Origin of the sequence: Paenibacillus sp. CECT 9249 (genome assembly GCF_918697855.1) — a bacterium.
Lineage (GTDB): Bacteria > Bacillota > Bacilli > Paenibacillales > Paenibacillaceae > MSJ-34.
Map to the genome: position 1 here is coordinate 26,098 of NZ_CAKKLI010000043.1, position 20,809 is coordinate 46,906.

The 20,809-nt window shown below is 52.9% G+C and carries 19 protein-coding genes; 13 read left to right on the plus strand and 6 right to left on the minus strand.

The window, feature by feature from the left end; genetic code table 11:
• The first annotated feature begins 49 nt into the window (after positions 1 to 49).
• The gene (locus tag LQ229_RS27360; protein WP_356711611.1) at positions 50 to 130 is read left to right on the plus strand and encodes a putative holin-like toxin; all 81 of its coding nucleotides are present in this window, start codon (positions 50 to 52) and stop codon (positions 128 to 130) included.
• Between the two features lie 196 nt (positions 131 to 326).
• Here the strand turns inward: LQ229_RS27360 and LQ229_RS21620 are convergent, their stop codons facing one another.
• Positions 327 to 1,937: a nitrite/sulfite reductase gene (locus LQ229_RS21620; RefSeq protein WP_230192889.1), complete on the minus strand. Its 1,611-nt coding sequence runs from the start codon at positions 1,935 to 1,937 to the stop codon at positions 327 to 329.
• 303 nt (positions 1,938 to 2,240) lie between these two features.
• Here LQ229_RS21620 and LQ229_RS21625 point away from each other — a divergent pair, with 303 nt between their 5' ends.
• The 3 genes from LQ229_RS21625 (at position 2,241) to LQ229_RS21635 (ending at position 3,718) form a co-directional block, all read left to right on the plus strand.
• On the plus strand, positions 2,241 to 2,450 hold the full coding sequence (locus LQ229_RS21625) for a hypothetical protein (protein WP_216537998.1): 210 nt from the start codon (positions 2,241 to 2,243) through the stop codon (positions 2,448 to 2,450).
• Positions 2,451 to 2,590: 140 nt separating this feature from the next.
• The gene (locus LQ229_RS21630) at positions 2,591 to 2,902 is read left to right on the plus strand and encodes a DUF3889 domain-containing protein (protein WP_230192890.1); all 312 of its coding nucleotides are present in this window, start codon (positions 2,591 to 2,593) and stop codon (positions 2,900 to 2,902) included.
• Positions 2,903 to 3,025: 123 nt separating this feature from the next.
• Positions 3,026 to 3,718: a hypothetical protein gene (locus LQ229_RS21635; protein WP_230192891.1), complete on the plus strand. Its 693-nt coding sequence runs from the start codon at positions 3,026 to 3,028 to the stop codon at positions 3,716 to 3,718.
• Positions 3,719 to 3,813: 95 nt separating this feature from the next.
• On the opposite strand, the gene LQ229_RS21640 is transcribed toward LQ229_RS21635, so the two are convergent.
• From LQ229_RS21640 to LQ229_RS21660, 5 genes are all read right to left on the minus strand, one after another.
• Positions 3,814 to 4,278 carry a RidA family protein gene (locus LQ229_RS21640; protein ID WP_216537995.1) on the minus strand — a complete coding sequence of 155 codons (465 nt, stop codon included), beginning with the start codon at positions 4,276 to 4,278 and terminating at the stop codon, positions 3,814 to 3,816.
• Positions 4,279 to 4,328: 50 nt separating this feature from the next.
• Positions 4,329 to 5,942, minus strand: a complete 1,614-nt coding sequence (locus tag LQ229_RS21645) for a D-aminoacylase (protein WP_230192892.1) — start codon at positions 5,940 to 5,942, stop codon at positions 4,329 to 4,331.
• 118 nt (positions 5,943 to 6,060) lie between these two features.
• Entirely contained in the window at positions 6,061 to 6,261 is a 201-nt protein-coding gene (locus LQ229_RS21650; protein ID WP_230192893.1) for a hypothetical protein, read from the minus strand.
• 530 nt (positions 6,262 to 6,791) lie between these two features.
• Positions 6,792 to 7,928: an alanine racemase gene (locus LQ229_RS21655; protein WP_230192902.1), complete on the minus strand. Its 1,137-nt coding sequence runs from the start codon at positions 7,926 to 7,928 to the stop codon at positions 6,792 to 6,794.
• 138 nt (positions 7,929 to 8,066) lie between these two features.
• Positions 8,067 to 8,717 (minus strand): helix-turn-helix transcriptional regulator, encoded by a 651-nt coding sequence (locus LQ229_RS21660; protein ID WP_230192894.1) that lies wholly within the window; start codon positions 8,715 to 8,717, stop codon positions 8,067 to 8,069.
• 261 nt (positions 8,718 to 8,978) lie between these two features.
• Between LQ229_RS21660 and LQ229_RS21665 the strand changes: the two genes are divergently transcribed.
• The 9 genes from LQ229_RS21665 to LQ229_RS21705 all read left to right on the plus strand — a co-directional run bounded on the left by LQ229_RS21665 (position 8,979) and on the right by LQ229_RS21705 (position 20,676).
• The gene (locus LQ229_RS21665; RefSeq protein ID WP_216537992.1) at positions 8,979 to 9,281 is read left to right on the plus strand and encodes a metalloregulator ArsR/SmtB family transcription factor; all 303 of its coding nucleotides are present in this window, start codon (positions 8,979 to 8,981) and stop codon (positions 9,279 to 9,281) included.
• 150 nt (positions 9,282 to 9,431) lie between these two features.
• Positions 9,432 to 10,607, plus strand: coding sequence for an MFS transporter (locus LQ229_RS21670; protein WP_216537991.1), 1,176 nt, complete (start codon positions 9,432 to 9,434; stop codon positions 10,605 to 10,607).
• A gap of 134 nt (positions 10,608 to 10,741) precedes the next feature.
• Positions 10,742 to 12,508 carry a sensor histidine kinase gene (locus LQ229_RS21675; protein ID WP_230192895.1) on the plus strand — a complete coding sequence of 589 codons (1,767 nt, stop codon included), beginning with the start codon at positions 10,742 to 10,744 and terminating at the stop codon, positions 12,506 to 12,508.
• Positions 12,505 to 14,067: a response regulator gene (locus LQ229_RS21680; protein ID WP_230192896.1), complete on the plus strand. Its 1,563-nt coding sequence runs from the start codon at positions 12,505 to 12,507 to the stop codon at positions 14,065 to 14,067. The genes LQ229_RS21675 and LQ229_RS21680 overlap by 4 nt, the downstream gene beginning before the upstream one ends.
• Positions 14,068 to 14,161: 94 nt before the next feature.
• Entirely contained in the window at positions 14,162 to 15,535 is a 1,374-nt protein-coding gene (locus LQ229_RS21685) for an extracellular solute-binding protein (protein WP_230192897.1), read from the plus strand.
• 118 nt (positions 15,536 to 15,653) lie between these two features.
• Entirely contained in the window at positions 15,654 to 16,532 is an 879-nt protein-coding gene (locus LQ229_RS21690) for a sugar ABC transporter permease (protein WP_216537988.1), read from the plus strand.
• 15 nt (positions 16,533 to 16,547) lie between these two features.
• Positions 16,548 to 17,435, plus strand: a complete 888-nt coding sequence (locus LQ229_RS21695; RefSeq protein ID WP_230192898.1) for a carbohydrate ABC transporter permease — start codon at positions 16,548 to 16,550, stop codon at positions 17,433 to 17,435.
• Positions 17,436 to 18,438: 1,003 nt separating this feature from the next.
• A complete protein-coding gene (locus tag LQ229_RS21700) occupies positions 18,439 to 19,317 on the plus strand; it encodes a sugar phosphate isomerase/epimerase family protein (RefSeq protein ID WP_230192899.1) in 879 nt (292 codons plus the stop codon).
• Positions 19,318 to 19,566: 249 nt separating this feature from the next.
• Entirely contained in the window at positions 19,567 to 20,676 is a 1,110-nt protein-coding gene (locus LQ229_RS21705; protein WP_230192900.1) for a trypsin-like peptidase domain-containing protein, read from the plus strand.
• Positions 20,677 to 20,809: the final 133 nt, after the last annotated feature.

Here is a 20,809-nt window from a genome sequence, read left to right on the forward strand (position 1 = left end):
TACAATAACTTGACGTGGGATAGGTGCCCTCCGGAAAGGGGGGATGCCTATGGAGCTTTCGTTCATCGATGTGATTACGTTCGGAATGTTCGTTCTGGCGTTGCTTACTTATATCGAAAAACGAAAGTAACCCACTCAGGTTGAGAGCCTAGTTCGTGGGTTACTTCTTCTTCGTTATAATCTTGGAGGGAAGCCCGCGCAAGATGATTGTACGAGGAGACGGTCGGCTCACCGTCTCTTTTCTATATGATCATCATAACATGGAAAAAATATACTTGCAATAAGGCGGTCGCCCGCCCGCTTGCTCGAAGGCAGTACGCAATATTTTAGGATGCCAAAAAGTCGGATAATTTCTGTTGGAAAGGCTCGGTGCCGACGCGATTGACGAATTGATGGAACGACTCGCCCGGCTCCCGATGATCTTTATAATAAAGGACGAATTGCTCCAGCAGTTGGGCGACGATCTCGCCTTTGACGCGGCCTTTCAATGTTTGGTTGAATTTGGCGTTCTCGCTGAGGGTTCCGCCGACTGCGATATCGAAGGCGTCGAACGTTCCTTCCGGCGTACGAACAAGCGCGCCTTGCAAGCCGATGTCGGCAATATGCTTCTGGCCGCAAGCGTTCGGGCATCCGATCATATGGATGCGAATTTTTTCGTCCAATTCAACATGCTCGTCTAAGTATTCGGCCACTAGCCGCGCTCTTTCCTTCGTTTCCACGACGGCCAAGTTGCAAAATTCATTGCCGGTGCAAGAGACGGTACGGCTCATAAAATGCTTCGGAAACGGCGACAACCGTTTCAGCACTTGTTCGTTCAATACATTGTCGATTTGATCGTCCGGAATGCCGCTCAAAATAATGTTTTGCGACATCGTTGTACGGATTTTGCCGTCTCCATATTTGTCCGCAATGTCCGCTAACTGCAAGAACTCGTCTGCGTTCGAACGCCCTATCGGCACATTCAGGCCGATATAGTTCAGCCCGTCTTCTTTTTGCGGATGGACCCCGTCGAAGTAGGCCGCTTGCCAACCGATGATTTTGCTTTCGCCGCTCGAAGGCATTTCGCCGATCAATTCAATCAGCTTTTCTTTAAATTTCTCCGGTCCCCAATCGGCCACTAAAAATTTGAGCCGCGCATGGTGGCGTTTTTCCCGGTAGCCGTAATCGCGGAAAATGGTTGTGACGCCGATCGCAACTTTCAGTACTTCTTCCGGTCGAACAAAAATATCAAGCTGTTTCGCGAGATGCGGTTTGACCGAAAGTCCGCCCCCGACCCATACGTGAAATCCGATCGTTTCTACACCGTCAATGATTTTTGTTGCCGGGGTAAACGCCAGATCGTTAATTTCCGCGTGAGCGTTGTTGTAAATATTCGCAGAAATGGACATCTTATATTTACGCGGCAAATTGGAAAAATCGCGATTCATAAGGAAATAATCGTTCACTTGCTCCACGATATCCGTCGTGTCGAGCAGCTCGTTCCGGTCGATGCCGGCTAACGGATTGCCGACGATGGTACGCGGGCAATCGCCGCATGCTTCGTACGAGTACAAGCCGACGTCTTCCAGACGCTTGAAAATATCCGGCAAATGTTCGACGCGAAGCCAGTGGAATTGGATCGCTTGGCGTGTCGTCACGTCCATTAACCCGCGGCCGTATCGCTTGGCGATCTCGGCTAAACCGCGCGCCTGAGCGGTCGTCATAATGCCCCCGTTGATCCGCACGCGCATCATGAAATGGCCGTCCTTCGGCTTCTGCTCGTACACGCCGGCCCATTTAAATCGGCTCATATCGTCCGGCGGAATCGAGTCGTAGCCTTCTACCGCGTACTTTTCAATAATGGTGCGGATAACGTCCAGGCCGTCTTTTTCCAATTTGACGAACTCGAATTTATTTAACTTTGACGGGTCTGCCGTCCATACCGGTTCGTATGCCATCGGTTCCATCCTCCTATAGGTTTTAATTCCGATTGAAATAGTATGAATATTAGTAACTAAATCGTATCATAATACCGATGAACCTGTAAACGAGTCATTGGAAAAAGATCTATAAGTTTTTATTATAAATAATGAGGAAATTCGTTATTTCACCAGTTCGCGCGATTGCGATGACAAATTCCATATCCCCTGCTAGAAACCGTGACAATCTTGTTAAAGTTTTCGATTTTGACTTGCATCTCTGTCTGGAGAATTATAACATAGAGAGTAAGTATGCGTGAATTCAGAGAGGGAGGTCCTATCATGTTGTTGGCTGAAGCAGTTGAGGCGGCTAAAAGATTCGAACCGTTCGATATTGTTATGATCTTGTTTACGGTTCTCATTTTTATCGGACTTTTGCGATTGGCATCTGCCCGTGTCAAAAATAAATTTGCTCTAGGTTTTACAACGGTAAGCTTGCTTGTGTTCCTGATTGCCGATTATGTGATGATCACGGAAAGCTGGTTAAAGTAATCGTTCATGCGAAGAAATCGAATACAGCACCGCCAAAAGACGCTTTGAGCCGCTTTTCAAAGGGTCTTTTTTTGTTTTTCGGCTGTCGTTTGGGCAATATATATCGTAAACGAACGCTTTCGAAGGGTGGTTAGGTTAGAATGAGAATACTGTTGCTTTCGGTGATCAGTCTGTTTTTTGCCGCTGTCGTATCGGCGTCGGCGGAAATGGCCCCGGAGTATGCCAAATGGGGACAAATTGCCATGGAAGAAACGCAGAAACGCTATCAAGCCGAGATCGTCGATTATAAACATGTTGGGCGGCAGAATATATCGCCGGAGAAGGCGGAAGAGACGTTTAAACTATGGCTTCGAAAAAGCGATGGGACGGAATTTGGCGTATATGTGGCCATCCAATTCGATCCGTCATCCAATGCGATTCGAACGATTCGGTTCTCGGAAACCGATCGCTAAGAACATGACAGAGACGGATATACGGCGGCGAAAACAGAATTTATCAACAAGTATACCGCAATTATCGAAATCGCTATGGAACACAAATACTGCCCGAGCGGATGAGAACATTGAAACGGTAACTTGGAGAATATAGCTCCTGTAAAAATTCCCCTTGATCGCTATCCCGTGGACTCAGAATCGAATTGTATTTCATTGGTTTTTCCGGCCATACTACTGTCATCTGGAGAAGGTGGTGGTATGATGACGCGATCGTTCATGCTGTTGTTTGCCTTATTATTAGGAAACGCAAGCGATGGGAGAGAGGTGGCGATGACGGGGGAACCATTTGAAACAATGTATTATCAATACGGGTATAAGTCGATCGATCGGGAGTTAAGGACATGCGAGAAGTTGTTCCGCAAAACTATTCATTTGCCAGTGAATATTCCGCCTCTGCCGTTTACCCATCAATTCGCAAGATGCAGTTGGGGGAAAGGGGATAATGATCATTTGGAAATTGAATATATTAACCGACATCAAGGCGGCAGTCATTACTTGATTCGGATCAGTCCATTAGAACATAAGATTACAAACATTCCCAGCAGACAGAGTACGATTCGTAAATATCGCTTAAAGGATGGGAGTCGAGCCGTATACGGCAGTATTGGAGGAACGGGAAGCTTTCGCATATTGGTTTTTGAAAAGAAGGGACTGCAATATATTCTCAGCATGAACCGACGGATGAGCCATATCGTGACAGGAGATGTATTGGTTGATATCGCGAACTCCGTTTTAGAATATGAATCCGTCAAAGAAGTAAAGGATTTGAGTTAATCGAATGAAATGTTAATAATGTGAAATATTAACATATAAAAGAAAAGGGCCGGAGGTCAGCCTCCGATCCTTTCTTAATGTTCGCGAATGAAGGGTTAGTCGCGAACTTCTACGATCAATTCGATCTCTACCGGCGTATGGAACGGAAGATCGCTCGTGCCGATGGCCGAGCGGGCGTGCTTGCCGCTGTCGCCGAACACTTCGATCAGCAAGTCGGATGCGCCGTTAATGACATAAGGCTGATCGGCGAAGCCGGGAGCGCTGTTGACGAATGCGAGCATTTTGACGACTTTGACGACTTTATCGAGGTCGCCGATTTCCGCTTTGATGACGGCCAAGCAGTTGATAATCGTCTGTCTGGCGGCCGCTTGGCCTTGTTCGATCGTCACTTCCCGGCCGAGCTTGCCTTCGAACATGAGCTCGCCGTTAATGCGGCAATCTTGACCCGACGTGTACACCAGGTTTCCGGTGCGATTGCACGGGATATAAGAGAAGCGGGGCTTGCCCACCGGAGGCAGAACGATGCCGAGTTCTTCCAGTCGTTTTTCAATTTTGGACATAAGTATGATTCCTCCTAAAAATTGTAGTATAGTGCTTCGCAATCGTTCGTTTATTGATGATGCTCGTGCAAGCAATGCGAAGCCGAAATCCAGCGGCCGTTGCGCGCTTGCGTATGGTTGCCGTGTTCGAGCGCCATCGCGCCGCCGACGATCACATGCGAGATGCCGACCGGATATTGGCGCGGCTCTTCATACGTCGCCAGATCGGCTATCGTCTCCGGATCGAACACGACGACATCGGCGGCATAGCCGGGAACGAGCAAGCCGCGTTTGCCCAGCTTGAAGCGCTGCACCGGAAACGACGTCATTTTGCGCACCGCTTGTTCCAGCGAAAGGACGCGATCTTCGCGCACATATTTGGCGAAGATGCGCGGGAACGCGCCGTACAGACGGGGGTGGGGCTTGCCCGTTTCGCAATGCAGGCTGTCGGAGGCGATCAGCGATTTCTCCCAAGCAATCACTTGCTTCACATCGTCGTCGGACATATGGAAGTAGACGATCGATATTTTGCCGTCTTCCTCCAACAACAAATCCATAACGCAATCGACGGGATGTTGTCCGCGCGCTTCGCTAATTTCCGCAATCGTGCGTCCTTCGAGCGGGCGATTGGCGTCCGTCTGCAGCGAGGATACATAGACGCTGTTCCAACCGGTGGAGTGGACGAGATTGTCCCAATCGTCCTGTTCCCGGCCGAGTTCCTCCCGGATCCTGTCGCGCAGCCGCGGATCGCGAAACCGCGCCAATGTCGCGTCGATGCCGCCTTCCAGCGTCCAAGGAGGCAATACGGTCGTGAGCGAGGTCGAGCCGGCGGAATAAGGATAGACGTCGCAGGTGACATCCATGCCGCGCGCCCGCGCTTCTTCGATGAGCTCCAACGCTTCCAGCGCCTTGCCCCAATTGCGCCGGCCAGCCGCCTTCAGATGGCTGACATGCAGCGAAATGCCGGCTTTCTCCGCGATCCAGATCACTTCCTTGATCGACGGAAGCAGATTATTGCCCTCGCCGCGTATATGCGTCGACAGCAATCCGTCGTATTTGGACAGAACGGTGCACAGCTCCGCGAGCTCTTCGCGGGATGTGTAGCTGCCCGGCGCGTACAGCAAGCCGATCGAGAGCCCGATCGCTCCCGCTTTCAAGCCTTCTTCAAGCATCGACTTCATGCGGTTCAATTCCTCGCTCGTCGCCGGGCGGTTGTCGAAGCCCATCACGGCAATGCGCAGCGCGCCGTGCGCAACGTACGTGGCCACGTTCTCCGCCGGATTGGACTTGCCGACATAGGCCATATACTGCTCGACCGTTTCCCACGGCCACTCCCATGTCGTGCTGCCCAGCACCGGCTCGACGTAGCTTTGGAGCAGCCCGGCTTTTTCTTTCAAGAAAGGCGCCGGCGCGAGGCCGCAGTTGCCGACCACTTCGGTCGTCACGCCTTGCTGCAGCTTGATCTCGCTTAACGGATGGTCAATGATCATCAAATCGGAATGGCAATGGCCGTCGATAAAACCGGGCGCAATCACCTGACCGCGTACATCGACGATTTGCCCGGCCTCCTGATCGACCCGTCCGACCGCGACGATGCGTCCATCTTTAATGCCGACATTGCCGGCGAACCATGGATTTCCTGTTCCGTCCACAATTTTTCCGTTTTTCAAAATGATATCCAGCACGATGATATTCCTCCCCTTGCGATTGCAACGGCGTTTGATCTATGTGATGCATGTTTTAAGTTTCGCTCATTGGAAAATATCCAATGTTATAGCGCTATCAGTTTGGCGATGGGCCGCTTCATTGGAAATGATGCAGCAGAATTGCGGCAAATAGGTTGCAGGATCGGTTCGAGACGATATTCCATTGGATGGTTTCCAATAAAACATCCAATTGCTGTCGAAATTGGCTCTTTCCGCTGTACATTTTCCAATGCATCAAAGGCGCAGACGCACTGGCCACTGGCGTTGCATCGAAAACGGCTGCAGATTCGTTTTTCATGGAAGTTGTCACACGTGATTAGCCTGCAACTGATCTTGTCGATTGCCAATTCTACAAATTCCCATAATTCGCCATCGTTGATGGTACTGGTTTTATTGCGCACATAGAAGGGGATCGCTCCTTGTTTCGAAGGCGATCCGCGTGGACCTGGGCGCTAACGAAACTGCCAACTCTTATTGGGCTCAAAATGAAGACGTTCCCATCCTAACGAAAGTACCTATCGTTATGCATTGGAAATCGGCCGTTTTACCGCCTTCTTTCCCTCATTAGCGTGTTCTAGTTTCGTTACACCAGCAACAGGGTCATTTACAGGCTATTAGCGTGTCCTAGTTTCGTAGCCCGCCCGACGGAGTGTCAGCGGTGCAGCGGTAGCGTCAGCAGTGCAGCGATATTATGAAAGTGACTAATTGACTCCCATTGCAGGTTTTCGAATAAGGCCCATCCCAGCCCCGTTTAAAATTGATGCAACGCCAGCCGCCGTACTGTCGGCAAGTCTATCGATACGAGCGATAAGTTCATATCGACGTTCGTTATTCCAACATGCCGCGGCCCCAAACTTTCATTTTGTAGTACGTATTGTGCGCGTTTTTTCTCCCCGCCGGCCTCGATTCCTCGCCGGCACTGCCGTCGTTCACGTAATAGACCTTATTGTGCAGATTGATCGTGCTGCAAATATGATTCGGAATAATATGAATCCGGTCGCCGACTTTCAACGAACATTCCGGCGCCACCCGGATCATGCCGTGCTCCTCCGACAGTCGTTCGAGCACCGCGTCAGGCGCTTCGAGGATATGGCCGAACCCTTGCAGCCGGAGCGGGTCGACATTCGGCTGCACGTCGGTGGCGAACGTTTTGCTCCCGCCGTCAATGACGAGGAGATCGTCGGTCGGCCGGCTGACGACGGTCGCCATGACGACGGCGGCGCAATCCTCGAGCGAACAGACGCCGAACTTCGCTTGCATACGGTCTTCGAAGACGTAGGTGCCGGGACGGATTTCCGTGACGCCTTCCGCCATGGCGGCAAACGCGGCGGTGGGCGTCGAGCCGACGCTCACATCCTCGATCGGGATGCCCGCGGCGCGCATTCGCTCGGCGAGATCGGCCATCATGCGGCCTTCCTCGATGCCGGCGCTGCGCAGGTCCAGCGTCGCCTTCCCGTTCATCAGGGCGCCGCGGAACGTATAGATGCCGGTGAGACGGAGCGCGTCCAAGCTTGCTATGTCGCGGGCGAGCGCGAGCGCCTCGTCATAAGCGACGCCGGTGCGTCTTAGGCCGGTATCGACCTCGAGTCGGACCTCAAGCTGCCGGCCTCTTGCCGCAGCCGTTTCTGCCAGGAGCCGGGCGCCTTCCAGGCTGTCGACGCCAACGATGAGACGAATATATTCGCCAAGACGCAGCGCCCGTTCGATCTTCGAGTCGACGACGAGCGGATAAGCGATGAAAATATCGTCCACTCCGTGCGCCGCCATCACTTCCGCCTCGGATACTTTGGCCACGGTAATGCCCGCTGCGCCATGCTCCAACTGTCTCTTGGCGATCCAGGGCATTTTATGCGTTTTGGCATGCGGCCTTAATTTCACGCGATGTTCCTTCGCGATATTCGCCATCGACTCGATATTCCGCTCCATCTTGGAGACGTCGATGACGACGCAAGGCGTGTCCGGCATCGGCGTCGCGTTCGAGTTTTCCGGCAGCGCGGCCGTTTTCAATTGTTCCAGAATGCCTGACGTTTGCGGCAGCTTCTCGTGAAATCCATTCCCATAGTGAGCCATGCTAGTCGCTCCTTTCCCATCTATCCAAGGTTGCTACTCATTCGGTTCGGCGTTTTTCGCCTCCTCCATATAGCTGTATAGCGTATATTTCGAGATATTCAAGTAGCCGCATACTTTTTCGCCCGCTTTTTTAATCAGGAAGGCCCCTTTCTGATCGAGCAACTGGATCAGCTTCATCTTGTCTTCTTTGCCCATTAAGGCGACCGGCTTGCCGACCTGCTCCTGCGCTTCCTGAATCAGCATGTCGAGCAAATCGCCTACGTTGCTGACGAACGATTCGCGCACTTCGGGCTGCAAACCGCTGTAGGTTAGAGATTGCAGCGTTTTCTCCGCCATGGTCAAATCGGTAATATCAAAGTTCATGCATAGCGATCCGATCACTTCGCCGGCGTGATTCCGCATATACAGCGAAGTAGAGCGCAATATCCGCCCGTCCTTGGTTTGTGTCACGTAGTTGAATTTATTGCCGTTTTCCGTATTGCCGCGCAGCAGCTCCAGCCCTAGATTCGTGCCGGGATCGCCGACTTTTCTGCCGGTGATATGGCCGTTCTCAATGGCGACGATGGTGCTCTCGTACGGGCGGGTCAAGTCATGCAGCACGACCTCGCAGTTTTCGCCGAATTGAGCGGCGATGCCTTTCACCAGCGCAGAAAGAAACTCCATTTCATGCTGAACATGCTCCAAGCTGTCACCTTCCTTCTTGCCTTTGCCTCAAATATTATCATATCGAATCGGAAAAACAAACAAAAAGTTTGACAGACAAAAAATAAGTAAGGAGAACATTAGGCAGCATGTTGGACGTTCGTCGCGATCAGGGCGAATTCATCGGACTCGCCTTAGTGGACCCCGCATAGCTCTAGCGAATTTCGGATTTGGCAGACATAGCCATAAGGCGGTCAAGACGAATGATTTGACAAATCGATAATTCTCGATATAATGATATGTATGAAACCAATTGAAGTATTTAAAGCCCTGTCCAATGAATCGAGACTGCAAATTTTGCACTGGCTGAAGGAGCCGTATCTCCATTTTACGCCCCATGAAGGGATTGATATGAACGAAATCGGGGTATGTGTAAGTCAAATTACAGACAGATTGAACATGACGCAATCGACGGCTTCCCAATATCTTACGATGCTGCAGCGGGCCGGGCTGATCAAGACGAAGCGTATCGGCAAGTTTACGTATTACCAGAGGGATGAAGAAGCGATCCGCAGCATCGCCGATTTGTTGAAGGAAGAGCTGTAAACAAAATGAACTGAATTCTCGGCCGGAGCGTTCGGTTTCATTTTGCGCCAAACAATTCGACATATCGCGATATGTATCTATTTTTTAACCCTATCATATTAACATTTCACGATATGTCTTAATATAAACTAAGGAAACAGGAGTGAGAGAATGAGAAACACATGGAGAATATACATGCTGGCTATGATCAGTTTTTTGGTGGGAACGTCCGAATACATCGTATCCGGCATTTTGGACCGAATCGCGGAGTCGCTTGGCATTACGCTGGCGGCCGCGGGCCAGTTGATTACGATTTTCTCGTTCGTCTATGCGATCGGCACGCCGATTTTGATGGCATGGACGGCGAGAGTGGATCGACGCAATTTGATTTTATACTCGCTAGGCATTTTCGCAACGGGTAATATCCTATCGTTTGTTCTGCCCGGCTATGGACTGTTCGTTGCCGCACGCGTCATTATGGCGCTCGGGGCGGGAATGGTTGTCGTTACCGCGCTCAATATTGCGGCCAAGATCGCTCCCCCGGGCAAGCAAGCGAGCGCGATCGCGACGGTCGTCATGGGATTTACCGCTTCTTTAATTATCGGCGTTCCTCTCGGGAGAACGGTCGCCGACGCCTTCGGGTGGAAAGCCGTATTTGGCTGGATCGCGTTATTCGCCATAATCGCAATGGTCGTGCTGTTCTTCGCCATTCCCCGTACGAAAGGCGATGAGCCGATCCCTTTGCCGCAGCAGCTCGCCCTTTTGAAAAAGCGGAAGGTGGCGCTCGGATTACTCATTACGTTTTTCTGGCTTGGCGGTTACTCGGTCGCGTATACCTATCTTTCTCCTTATCTGCTGACGGTATCGGGGATCAGCGACAAGCTGCTCAGCACGGTTCTTCTGATCTTCGGCATCGCCAGTCTGATCGGATCGAAGTTCGGCGGTTTCAGTACGGACCGATGGGGCGTGCGCGTGACGCTGATTGGCGGGATGACGCTGCATATTATAATGCTCGTTCTGCTGTCGCTGGTCGCGAACGCATTTGCCGGCGTGCTTGCCGTTCTGATATTATGGTCATTCGCGGCCTGGTCGACCGGACCGACGCAGCAATATAATTTGGCAACGATTGAGCCCGGGGCGTCCGGCGTGATGCTTGGTTTGAACCAATCCATGATGCAGTTGGCCATGGCAGCCGGCGCCGGAATCGGGGGCATCGCCGTTAATCAGGTATCGCTCGCATCGGTCGCTTGGTTCGGCGCGTTGGGCGTCGCCGTTGCGATCGCGGCCGCCTGGGCGCTGTTCCGTTCAAGCCCGGTCAAGCGCGAAACGGAGTCCGTACAAACATAAACCGGCTCTTGACAATTATAGGAGAGAGTGGCCGCGGGAGACGCGAGGCCGCTCTCTCTTTTGGTATAGATTTCAAATATTATATTTTGTATAGTGATGATAAGAATCTATAGGCTCGCAAAGGGGGGCTTCCGTTGAAACGCTGGCTGGCTGGCTCGTTAAAACATAAACTGTCGTTTATGCTGGTCGGTTCGCTGCTCGTTCCGGTACTGCTGCTCGGCGTCGTTTCGTACCAGCTCTCTTCTTCGGTCACGGAGGAAAAAGCGAAGCAATCCGGGATGAATACGCTGCGCCAAATTCGGACGAACCTGGAATTTATCGTGCAGGACGTCGAGAACATGTCGGTCTTTCTGATCGGACACGGGGATACGCAAAAATATTTGAACCATAAACAGACCGATGCGACGGAATATTTGAAAATGATCGGTTTTTTGACTAATCTGGCTTTCTCCAAAAAATACATATCCGATATTACGATCCAACCCCGCGGCGACCGGGCGACGTTATCCACTTTTTTCAACGATACGGTCACGCAATCGGGCGCGCCCGATCCGCTGGCCGAGCAGCCGGATTATTTCGCAAAGCATCCCAAGTATTGGACATCGCTATATGAAAACGAGACGTTTACCGGAGTAAAGCGGGTCATTTCCCTGATCCGGCCGATTCGGGACATTAACAATTTCAAAACGCTCGGCATGCTGACGATCAGCTTGAACGAGGAGGTGATATCGACCTACTTGAAAACGTCGGGCCTGGAGAGCAACGGATACGTGCTGCTGCTCGACAGCGAAGGGCGCATTATTTCCGGCGGGCCGTCGCCGTGGCTGAACCGGAAAACGGACGAGCTGTTTCCGGGAATCGCCCTCGCAAGGGAGGGGGCCAGCGTGAAGGATTACGGCGAAGGCGAGGAGAAAAAGACGATTCTATTCGATCAAGTGCCGAATGTAGGCTGGACGTTGATGGGGGTCATTCCTTACAACGAATACAAGGCGCAGAACCGATACGTCATCACGCTGACGGCTGTCGCCGTCGCCGTTGCCATCGTCCTGCTCGTCGGTTTGGTGCTCTATCTCGTTCATCGCGTAACGCGCCCGCTGGAACAACTGACCCGCATCTTGAAAAACGCCAATCCGGACGGTAAAATGCAAACGTTTCCAGTGACGACGGTCGACGAAGTCGGTCAGCTAATGCATACGTACAACAAGTTCAGCAACCGCATCCAGCATTTGACCGAGCAGGTTAAAACGAACGAAGCGCGCAAGAAGGAAGCGGATATGCAGGCACTGCAAGCGCAAATCAATCCGCATTTTCTCTATAACACGTTATCGTCCGTCCATTGGATGGCGCTGATGAGCAAAGATATGCAGATTGCGGAAATGGTCGGGGCGCTGAGCGACTTTTTGCGGTTCAGCCTGAATAAAGGGGAGGAATTCTGCCCTGTTTCGCAGGAAATCGCCCATGCGCAAAATTATGCGAATATTCAATCGATCCGCTTCCCGGACCAGTTCGAAATCCGGTTCATTATCCATCCGGAACTCGGCAAGCAATCGATGTTGAAGCTAGTGCTGCAGCCGTTGATCGAGAATGCGCTCATCCACGGCATTCAGAAAAAACGCGAGCCGGGCACGATTCATGTGGTGGCGGATCAAACGAACGGCAGCATGACGTTTACGGTCGAGGATACGGGCGTGGGCATGGACGAAACGACGCTGCGCAGCTTGCAGGACCAACTCGAAACGGCATTGTACCGCGACGACGGCTCCGGAAGCTACGGTCTGCGCAACGTGCAGCGGAGACTCGTGCTTCATTACGGCTTGGACTCGCGGCTGTCGATCGAGAGCGCGCTCGGCAAAGGGACGAAAGCGTCATTTACGATACCGATCAGGGAGGGAGCATCATGATTCGATTGTTAATCGTCGACGACGAAGTGATCATACGCAGAGGGCTGAGCACGGTCATCGATTGGCCCGGTCTCGGCTTCCGCCTGCTTGAGCCGGCCGATTCGGCCGAAGAGGCGCTGGCGCGGATTGCCGCCGAAGCGCCGCATGTCATTTTGACGGATATTAAAATGGCGGGCAAAACCGGGCTCGAACTGATCCACGAAGCGCGTAAAATCAATCCCGAGGTAGAGACGATCATTTTAACCGGCTTCGACGATTTCGCTTACGCGCAGCAGGCGATTCGCGAAGGCGTCAGCGACTATTTGCTTAAGACGAGCCGGCCCGAAGAGATCATTAAAGCGGTCATGAAGGCGAAACATCACATTATGCAGCGGCGGGAAGAAGCCGTTCAGGATCAGAACAGGCGGTTCGCCTACCGCAACCGCATACTGGAGCGGTTGTTGACGGAAGAGATGCCGGACGAGGAGTTGTTAGCCGAAGCCGGGACGCATTTGCCGCGCTTGCGGACCGAAGCCGTCCAAGGCAGGTCGCTGCAGGCGGCGATCGTAACCGCATCCGGCTGGGGAACGCAGCCGCATGTCCGCAGCCTGCTCCTATTCGCCGTGGACAACAGCCTCAAGGAATTGCTCGATTGCGAGACGCTGTTGCGCGCGGACGATATCGCCGTCGTGCTGCGGGGGTATCGGTCAAGTAGCGATCGTAACGATTTGCAGCGGGCCATGTCTCATATCCGCATAATGTTGAAATGCGACCTGTTCGCGGCCCTAGGCACGGCGGTTCGGGATGCGGCGGAGTTGCGGGCTTCTTATGCGGAGGCGCTGCACGCTTCCGCCTATCAAGGCTTAAGCGGATTCGAAGAAATCGCCGCTTACGAACAGGTGAAGGATCGCAAAGGCGGCCGCAAAGTATGCTCGCTGGAGGAAGAAGCGGAACTGGCGAGCATTCTGCATGGAGGCAATTCGATCGAGTTGAAACATTGGGTAAGCCGTACGATGCGCAAACAGCTGCAAGACCCGGACTTGACGCCCCCGGCGCTGCGCGCGTTCCTCGTCTCGGCAGCGGTGGCGGGACACCGCTGGCTGGAGCGGGTCGTGCAAGCAATGGGCAAATCCAATCCTGCGCCGCATCCGTCGATCGACGAATTGCAGGCGGCGCCGGAGCGGTTCATCGATCCGGAGGAAGCGTTATTCCAGCATTTGCTGACGATTATGGACGCCTATCATAAAACGGTGGCGGAAGGACGTACATCCTATATTGGGAGGTCGATCGCGTACATTCAGGAGCATTTGGACAAACATATTACGCTGCAGCAAGTGGCGGCGGCGGTGCATCTGCATCCCAACCATTTCAGCGAAGTGTTCAAGCGGGAGACGGGCATGAACTATCTCGAGTTTGTCACGCGCGAACGAATGCGCCTGGCGGAAGAACTGCTCGTTTCATCCCCGGCCAAAATAAGCGAGATCGCGAAAAGGGTCGGCTACGAAGATATTAAATATTTCGGTCAGTTGTTCAAAAAATATACGGGCAAAACGCCTTCCGAATTCCGCGGCAAAAACTGAATTTTATCTACCCAGATGCTGAAGGATATCCCCTTTTGGCAACAGGACGGCGCTTTTATACTGAACCTGTAAACATGATGGAGGGGGTAAAACAATGAAGAAAGCGCTTATATTTTTGCTCATGGTCGTACTGACCGTTTCATTGGCCGCTTGCGGCGGGGGCAAGAGCGGTTCGGAAGGAACGCAATCCGCGCAGTCCGGATCGGGATCGGGATCGTCGGGGCAAACGTCCGGGGACGGCGGCGAAGCCAAAAAGGAAAAAGTAAAGCTGTCGCTCTGGCATAACTTTACGGGCAACGATTTGCGCGCGACGATGATGCGGGAGCAAATCGAGCAATTCCAAAAGGAACGTCCCGACATCGAGCTGGAAATTCAGGCGATTCCGCCGGACGGATACAAGACGCGCCTGAAAACGGTAGCGGCGGCCAACGAAATGCCGGATGTCTTCATGATGTGGCCCGGGGCGATGACGAAGGAATTCCATGCCGGCGGTCTTATTCAACCGATCAACGCGTTGCTTGACAGCAAGCCGGAGTGGAGAGACGGGTATTTGCCCGGATCGTTCGACGATTTTACGATCGACGGGAACATATATAGCGCTACGCTCGGTTTGACGCCGACATCGATTCTGTTTTACAACAAAGCGATTCTTGAAAAATATAATTTGGAAGTGCCGAAGACGTGGGACGAACTGATGAATGCGGTCAAAGTGGTGAAGGAGAACGGCATTACGCCGATCGCGCTCGGGAACAAAGCGGCTTGGCTGGCGCAATCGAGCATTATCAGCTCCTTGGCCGATCGCGTCACCGGAACGGAATGGTTTCTGAAGGCGTCGGCGCAGGACGGCGCGAAGTTTACCGATCCGGAGTTCGTACAAGCGCTGACGCTTCTACAGGATCTGTGGAAAGCGGGAGCGTTCCAGGAAGGCTTCAACAGCATCGACAATACGCAAATGGAAGTGATGTTCGCCCAAGGGCAAGCGGCGATGATGATCGACGGCGGTTGGGCGCTCTCGAACTTGGCGGCGAATGCGACGCCGGAGCAAATGAAGGATATGGGGGCGACGGTGCTGCCGTCCGTGCCCGGCGGCAAAGGGAATCCGAATTCGGTATCCGGCGCGCTCGGCTCGGCCCTCGGTTTGAGCAGCAAAGTGGAAGGCGATCGTCTGCAGGCGGCCTATGACTTGATCTATGCGCTGTCCGGTCCGGACGTGCAGAAGAAGACGCTCGACAGCAGCAACCTGGTCAGCTATAAGGCGGAGCTGGACGAGAGCAAAGTATCGCCGATTTTCAGCGAGGTGTATAAGCTTGTCAACAGCGTGGAGCGGACGCCGGTCTACGACAACGTCATGACTTCGGCGGGCTCGGACGCCGTCAACAACGGCTTGCAAGAACTGTTGATGGGCGGGGATCCGCAAAGCATCGCGCAGAAAATTCAAGACGCGCAAGCGAAATCGTTGGAAAATTAGTCTTAAGGGAAGCGCCGCAATCCGGCGCTTCCTTGGCATATCGGAAAGGATCGCATACGCGGTCATTTGCTCGTTTACTGTTTCGACAGCATCACCTTTTCTTTACAGGAGGGAAGTCATGACATCCAAAGCCCGCATCCGGGGGGTCATCGCGGCAGGTCTTTTGCCGGCGCTGCTCATTTTCTCGTTTTTCGTCATCGTGCCGATCGTCTGGTCGGCCTACTACGGTTTTTTCGATTGGAAAGGGATCGGAGCGATGAAGTTTATCGGCTTCGGCAATTATGCGGAAATTGTGCAAGATCCGATTTTTTGGCAATCGTTCCGCAACAATTTGATCGTTGTCGCCGCTTCCGTTTTCGGCCAAGTGCCGATCGCGCTGGCGCTGGCGCTCGTATTGCGCCAAAGTACGCTGTTTCAGCGGGCGATCCGTTCCGCCGTCTTTTTGCCGATGGTCCTCTCTTCCGTCGTGATTGGGATCATTTGGGGTTATATTTATCATCCGCAAATCGGGATTTTAAATTTTGTGCTCGATACGGTCGGGCTGGGTTCCTGGAAGCAGGCGTGGCTGTCCAATCCGAAAATATCGATGTACATGCTGGCCGTTCCGATTATCTGGAATTTTATCGGCCCCTATATGATTATGTATATCGCCGCCTTGCAGAACATTCCGGCTGAAATCGAGGACGCGGCCGCCATCGACGGGGCGAACCCTTGGCGCAAGCTGTTCTCGATCAAGCTGCCGATGATTTGGGATACGATCAAGGTGACGGTTGTACTGTGCATTTCCGGCAGTTTGAAGACGTTCGATCTGATCTACGTCATGACCGGCGGAGGGCCGGCGCATTCGACGGAGCTGCTCGCATCCTATATGTACAACAATACGTTCAGCATCTACCGTTTCGGCTACGGCAGCGCCGTCTCGACCGCGATCGTCGTCATTAGCCTGATTATGGTGGCGGGCAGCCAATTCATCATGAAGCAGCGGAATACGCGATAGGGGGCCTGAATACGAATGAATACGAAGATGCAAAATGCGGCCGAACTTCATAAGCCTTCGCCGCCGGGTGCGGCGTTCCGGTGGAAGCAGGCGCGGCGCGGAGCGTTGAATATTGTCCTGACGTTATACGCCTTTGTGACGCTGTATCCGCTGTTCTGGCTGTTTATCAGCGCGTTCAAATCGAATCCCGAATTTTACGAGCGTCCGTTCGGCGTGCCGCGCGAGTGGCATTGGAACAATTTTACGGACGCCTGGACGGTTGCCAAAATGGGCGTTTCCTTCACCAACTCGCTCATCGTCACCTTTGCGGCGCTCATTCTTACGTTAGTCATCGGCGCGATGGCCGCCTTCGTGCTGTCGCGGTTCAAGTTTAGGCTGCGGGCGGCGGTTATGGGCATCTTCTTGCTCGGGATGCTGATCCCGATCCATAGCACGCTTGTTCCGTTATTTATATTAATGAAAAAGATCGGCATGCTCGACACGTATTGGGCGCTTATTATGCCGTACACCGCATTCGAATTGTCGCTCGCCATCTTCGTCACGATGGCTTACATGACGTCCATCCCGAAAGAGATCGAGGAGGCGTCCCTGATCGACGGCACGGGCTATTGGGGCTTCTTCATGCGCATGATGCTGCCCTTGTCCCTCCCGGCGCTGGCGACGGTAGGCATTCTTGCGTTTCTGCGCTTCTGGAACGATTTCGCGTTCGCGCTCGTGTTCATCAGCAAGCCGGCGCTGCAGACGCTGCCGCTTAGCTTGTCCATGTTCGCCACCGGCTATATGACGGATTACCGGTTGACGTTCGCGGCGCTGTCTCTGGCCGTCATTCCGACGATTGCCGTTTATTTGATCTTTCAGGAGCAGGTGATGAAAGGGATGGTCGCCGGCTCGGTGAAGGGATAACGGTGGAAGGATAGGGGGCGATTTGGCGGTTCGAGCGCCGCTCGTTTCATACGATTTTTCGCATACCATTGCGGGAATAGGGGCGGAATTGCTCATTATGTACGAAATTTCGAACTAAGTCGATGGATTGGAAGTGTGCGGCACTTGTTTCGTACGATTTTTCGTACACCTTTGCGGGAATAGGGCTCAAATCGGCGAGTATGTACGAAATTTCGAACTAAGTCGATGGACTGGAAGTGTGTGCCGCTAGTTTGTACGATTATTCGTACACCTTTGCGGGAATAAGGGCGAAATCGCTCATTGTGTATGAAATTTCGAACTAAGTCGATGGATTTGAAGCGTGCGGCACTCGTTTCGTACGATTTTTCGTACACCTTTGTGGGAATAGGTCCGGAATTGCTCATTATGTACGAAATTTCGAACTAAGTCGATGGATTGGAAGTGTGAGCCGCTTGTTTTGTACGATTGTTCGCATACCTGAGCAGGATTATCACTGGCGTTGCATTAACTTTTTTCAGCAATATTGAAACAGTTGTGCGGATTACCGTACTATTCCTTCACATTGGTTCTACCGCCTCGCTCCCAAGTTCGCGGACACCGAAGACGCTGATTGTGACAAACGGCCCGATTTCGGACAGTTCGCGGACATACGATCCTCTATTCGCGGCAAGAGCGTAAAAATAAGCCCTGCGATGAACGGATAACGGAACCAATGTCCGCCTAAACCGTGAATAAACGGTTTTGACGCAAAATAACGGCCGTACGGTCCGGATAGCAATTTCTCGATGCAACGCTCGTGATAAAATCGTGGGATTCGAAGCGAAAGGACGCTGAAGTTCGTTAGAACCGGAAAGTCAGGCTTGTTTCTATTAAAGGTTTTTCATAACCGTTATAAATTTTGAACCTCGCCGATAGTCTTTATTTCCAACGAAGCGATGAGGAAGAGGATTTCGGAGTGGAAAGTGGAATGTTATATACAAATGAATAGGGGAGGGACAATTGGATGAAGTTGACGAATAAAATCGGCGTGATCGTCGACAGCATCGGCGTCGGCGTGCGCGAAGGATTGAAAAAGGCGAAGGAAGTCGGAGCGGACGGGGTGCAAATCTATGCGGTGAAGGGCGAGATGGACCCGGCCAATTTAACGGCCGCGGGGCGGCGCGAACTGAAAGATTTGATCGCTTCGCATGGACTGGAAATTTCAGCGCTATGCGGCGACTTGGGCGGGCATGGCTTTCAAGACAAGACCGCCAACCCCGACAAGGTGGAAAAGTCGAAACGAATTCTCGATTTGGCGCTCGACCTAGGCACGAATATCGTTACGACGCATATCGGCATCGTGCCGGAAGACGAGAACGGCGAAATCTATCACAGCATGCAGACGGCATGCGAGGAACTGAGCCAATATGCGCATAACGCGGGCGCGTATTTCGCGATCGAAACCGGGCCGGAGCGGGCGCTTCATCTGAAACGCTTCCTCGACTCGCTCAGCACGAACGGCGTTTCCGTCAACTTCGACCCTGCCAATATGGTGATGGTAACCGGCGACGATCCGGTCGCGGGCGTGTATGCCTTGAAAGACTATATCGTGCATACGCATGTGAAGGACGGCATCCGCTATCGGGAGGTCGATCCGCGCGAAGTATACGGGGCGCTCGGCTTCGAACCGATGGATCACGGCAAAATCTCGCAAATGGTATCGTCTGGCGAAATTTTCGCGGAAGTGCCGCTCGGCGAAGGCAAGGTCGATTTTGACCGTTATTTTGCCGCATTGCAGGACATCGGATACGCGGGCTATTTGACGATCGAACGCGAGGTCGGCGATCAGCCGGAGATCGATATCCGCAAAGCGGTGGAATTTATCCGGCGGTATAAAGCTTAATGAGGTAGACGGGCATATTTGACCCGGCTATAGCGTACTTATAATGGAAGTCCGGATTCGGAGGGAGAGATGGGCCCCGATATACGGAGCTTCCATTTTCTTTTGCGATCAAGAGGCTCATAGATTTGTATTGCCTGGTAGAGTGTGGTACAAAGAAGAGAGACTTATAGATGATAGAGGAAAGACTAATAGAGAGAGGAACGAAACCGGAAGATGAATAAGAGGTTTGGACGCTGTTGGACAGCAATATTGGGAGGAATCGTCCTCTGGGGAGGAATAGCCGCAACCGGCAGCCCGGCGCAAGCGGCCGCTGCGAATCCGCAGAGCGGGACGGTACCGCTGGAAGCGAAGCTCGTAAACGGCGAAGTTTATGTCAAGGCCGCCGCCGTGCCGGCACAGCTTGGCGGGTCGGGGACATATGACGCAAAAACGCAAACGTACCGCTATACGCCGGCCTATTCGGTGCCTGAGGTCGTTCGCAAAGTATCACCTTCCGTCGTCGCGATTATCGGCAAGCCCGAGTCCGATCAAGAATGGGTATCCGCCAATCGTTACAATCTGGCTCACGGGACGGGCGTCATCGTGAAGAAGGACGGGTGGATCGTAACGAACGCGCATGTCGTCGACAAACTGAACAACGCGGTCGTCGTCACCTTAGACGGCAAATCTTACGATATCGTCCAAACCTTTACCGATGAGCTCAGCGATCTCGCGCTGATTCGTATCAACGCCGCAGACTTGCAGCCCGCCGTTTTCGCGGAGGATGAGGAATTGGAAGCCGGCGAGCCGGTTGTCGCGCTTGGGACGCCGGTTTCGTTCTCGCTGCGCAATTCGGCGACCGCAGGCATTGTCAGCGGACTCGACCGCGGCATTGATTCGTTCTACAAACTCATTCAGACCGATGCGGCGATCAATCCCGGCAACAGCGGAGGCCCGCTCGTTAATATGAAAGGCGAAGTAATCGGCATCAACTCGCTGAAATTCGCGGCGATCGGGGTGGAGAACATGGGCTTCTCCATACCGGCAAGCACGGTGAAGTACGTACTGGACCATTTCGATCGATACGGCAAAGTGCGGCGCGCATCGCTCGGCATCGATCTCGAAGAAAGCTGGGCGGCAATCGTCGGGTTGCCGACGGACGATCCGCTAACCGTGCGCAAAGCGGAGTCCGCGGAAGCGTCCAAGGCCGGTATCCGGGCGGGGGATGTGCTGTATTCGGTGGACGACCGCATCGTGACGACGATCATAGACTTGAACGAGCTGTTGAAATCGTACTTGCCGGGTCAGCAAGTAAAGCTCATGATGCAATCGGACGGCGATTTGGTTACACGCAGAGTTACGCTTTCGGAAGGCGAGTAAAGAGACAAAGTCCAGCGGTAAGATGTCAAGTCCCTGATTCTTGAGAATTGGAAATTTTCTTGGCCGTAAAGCAAGGGAGTCAGGGAAAATGACAGCACCAAACTAAACCCAGCCCGAAAATCAAGTCATTTAC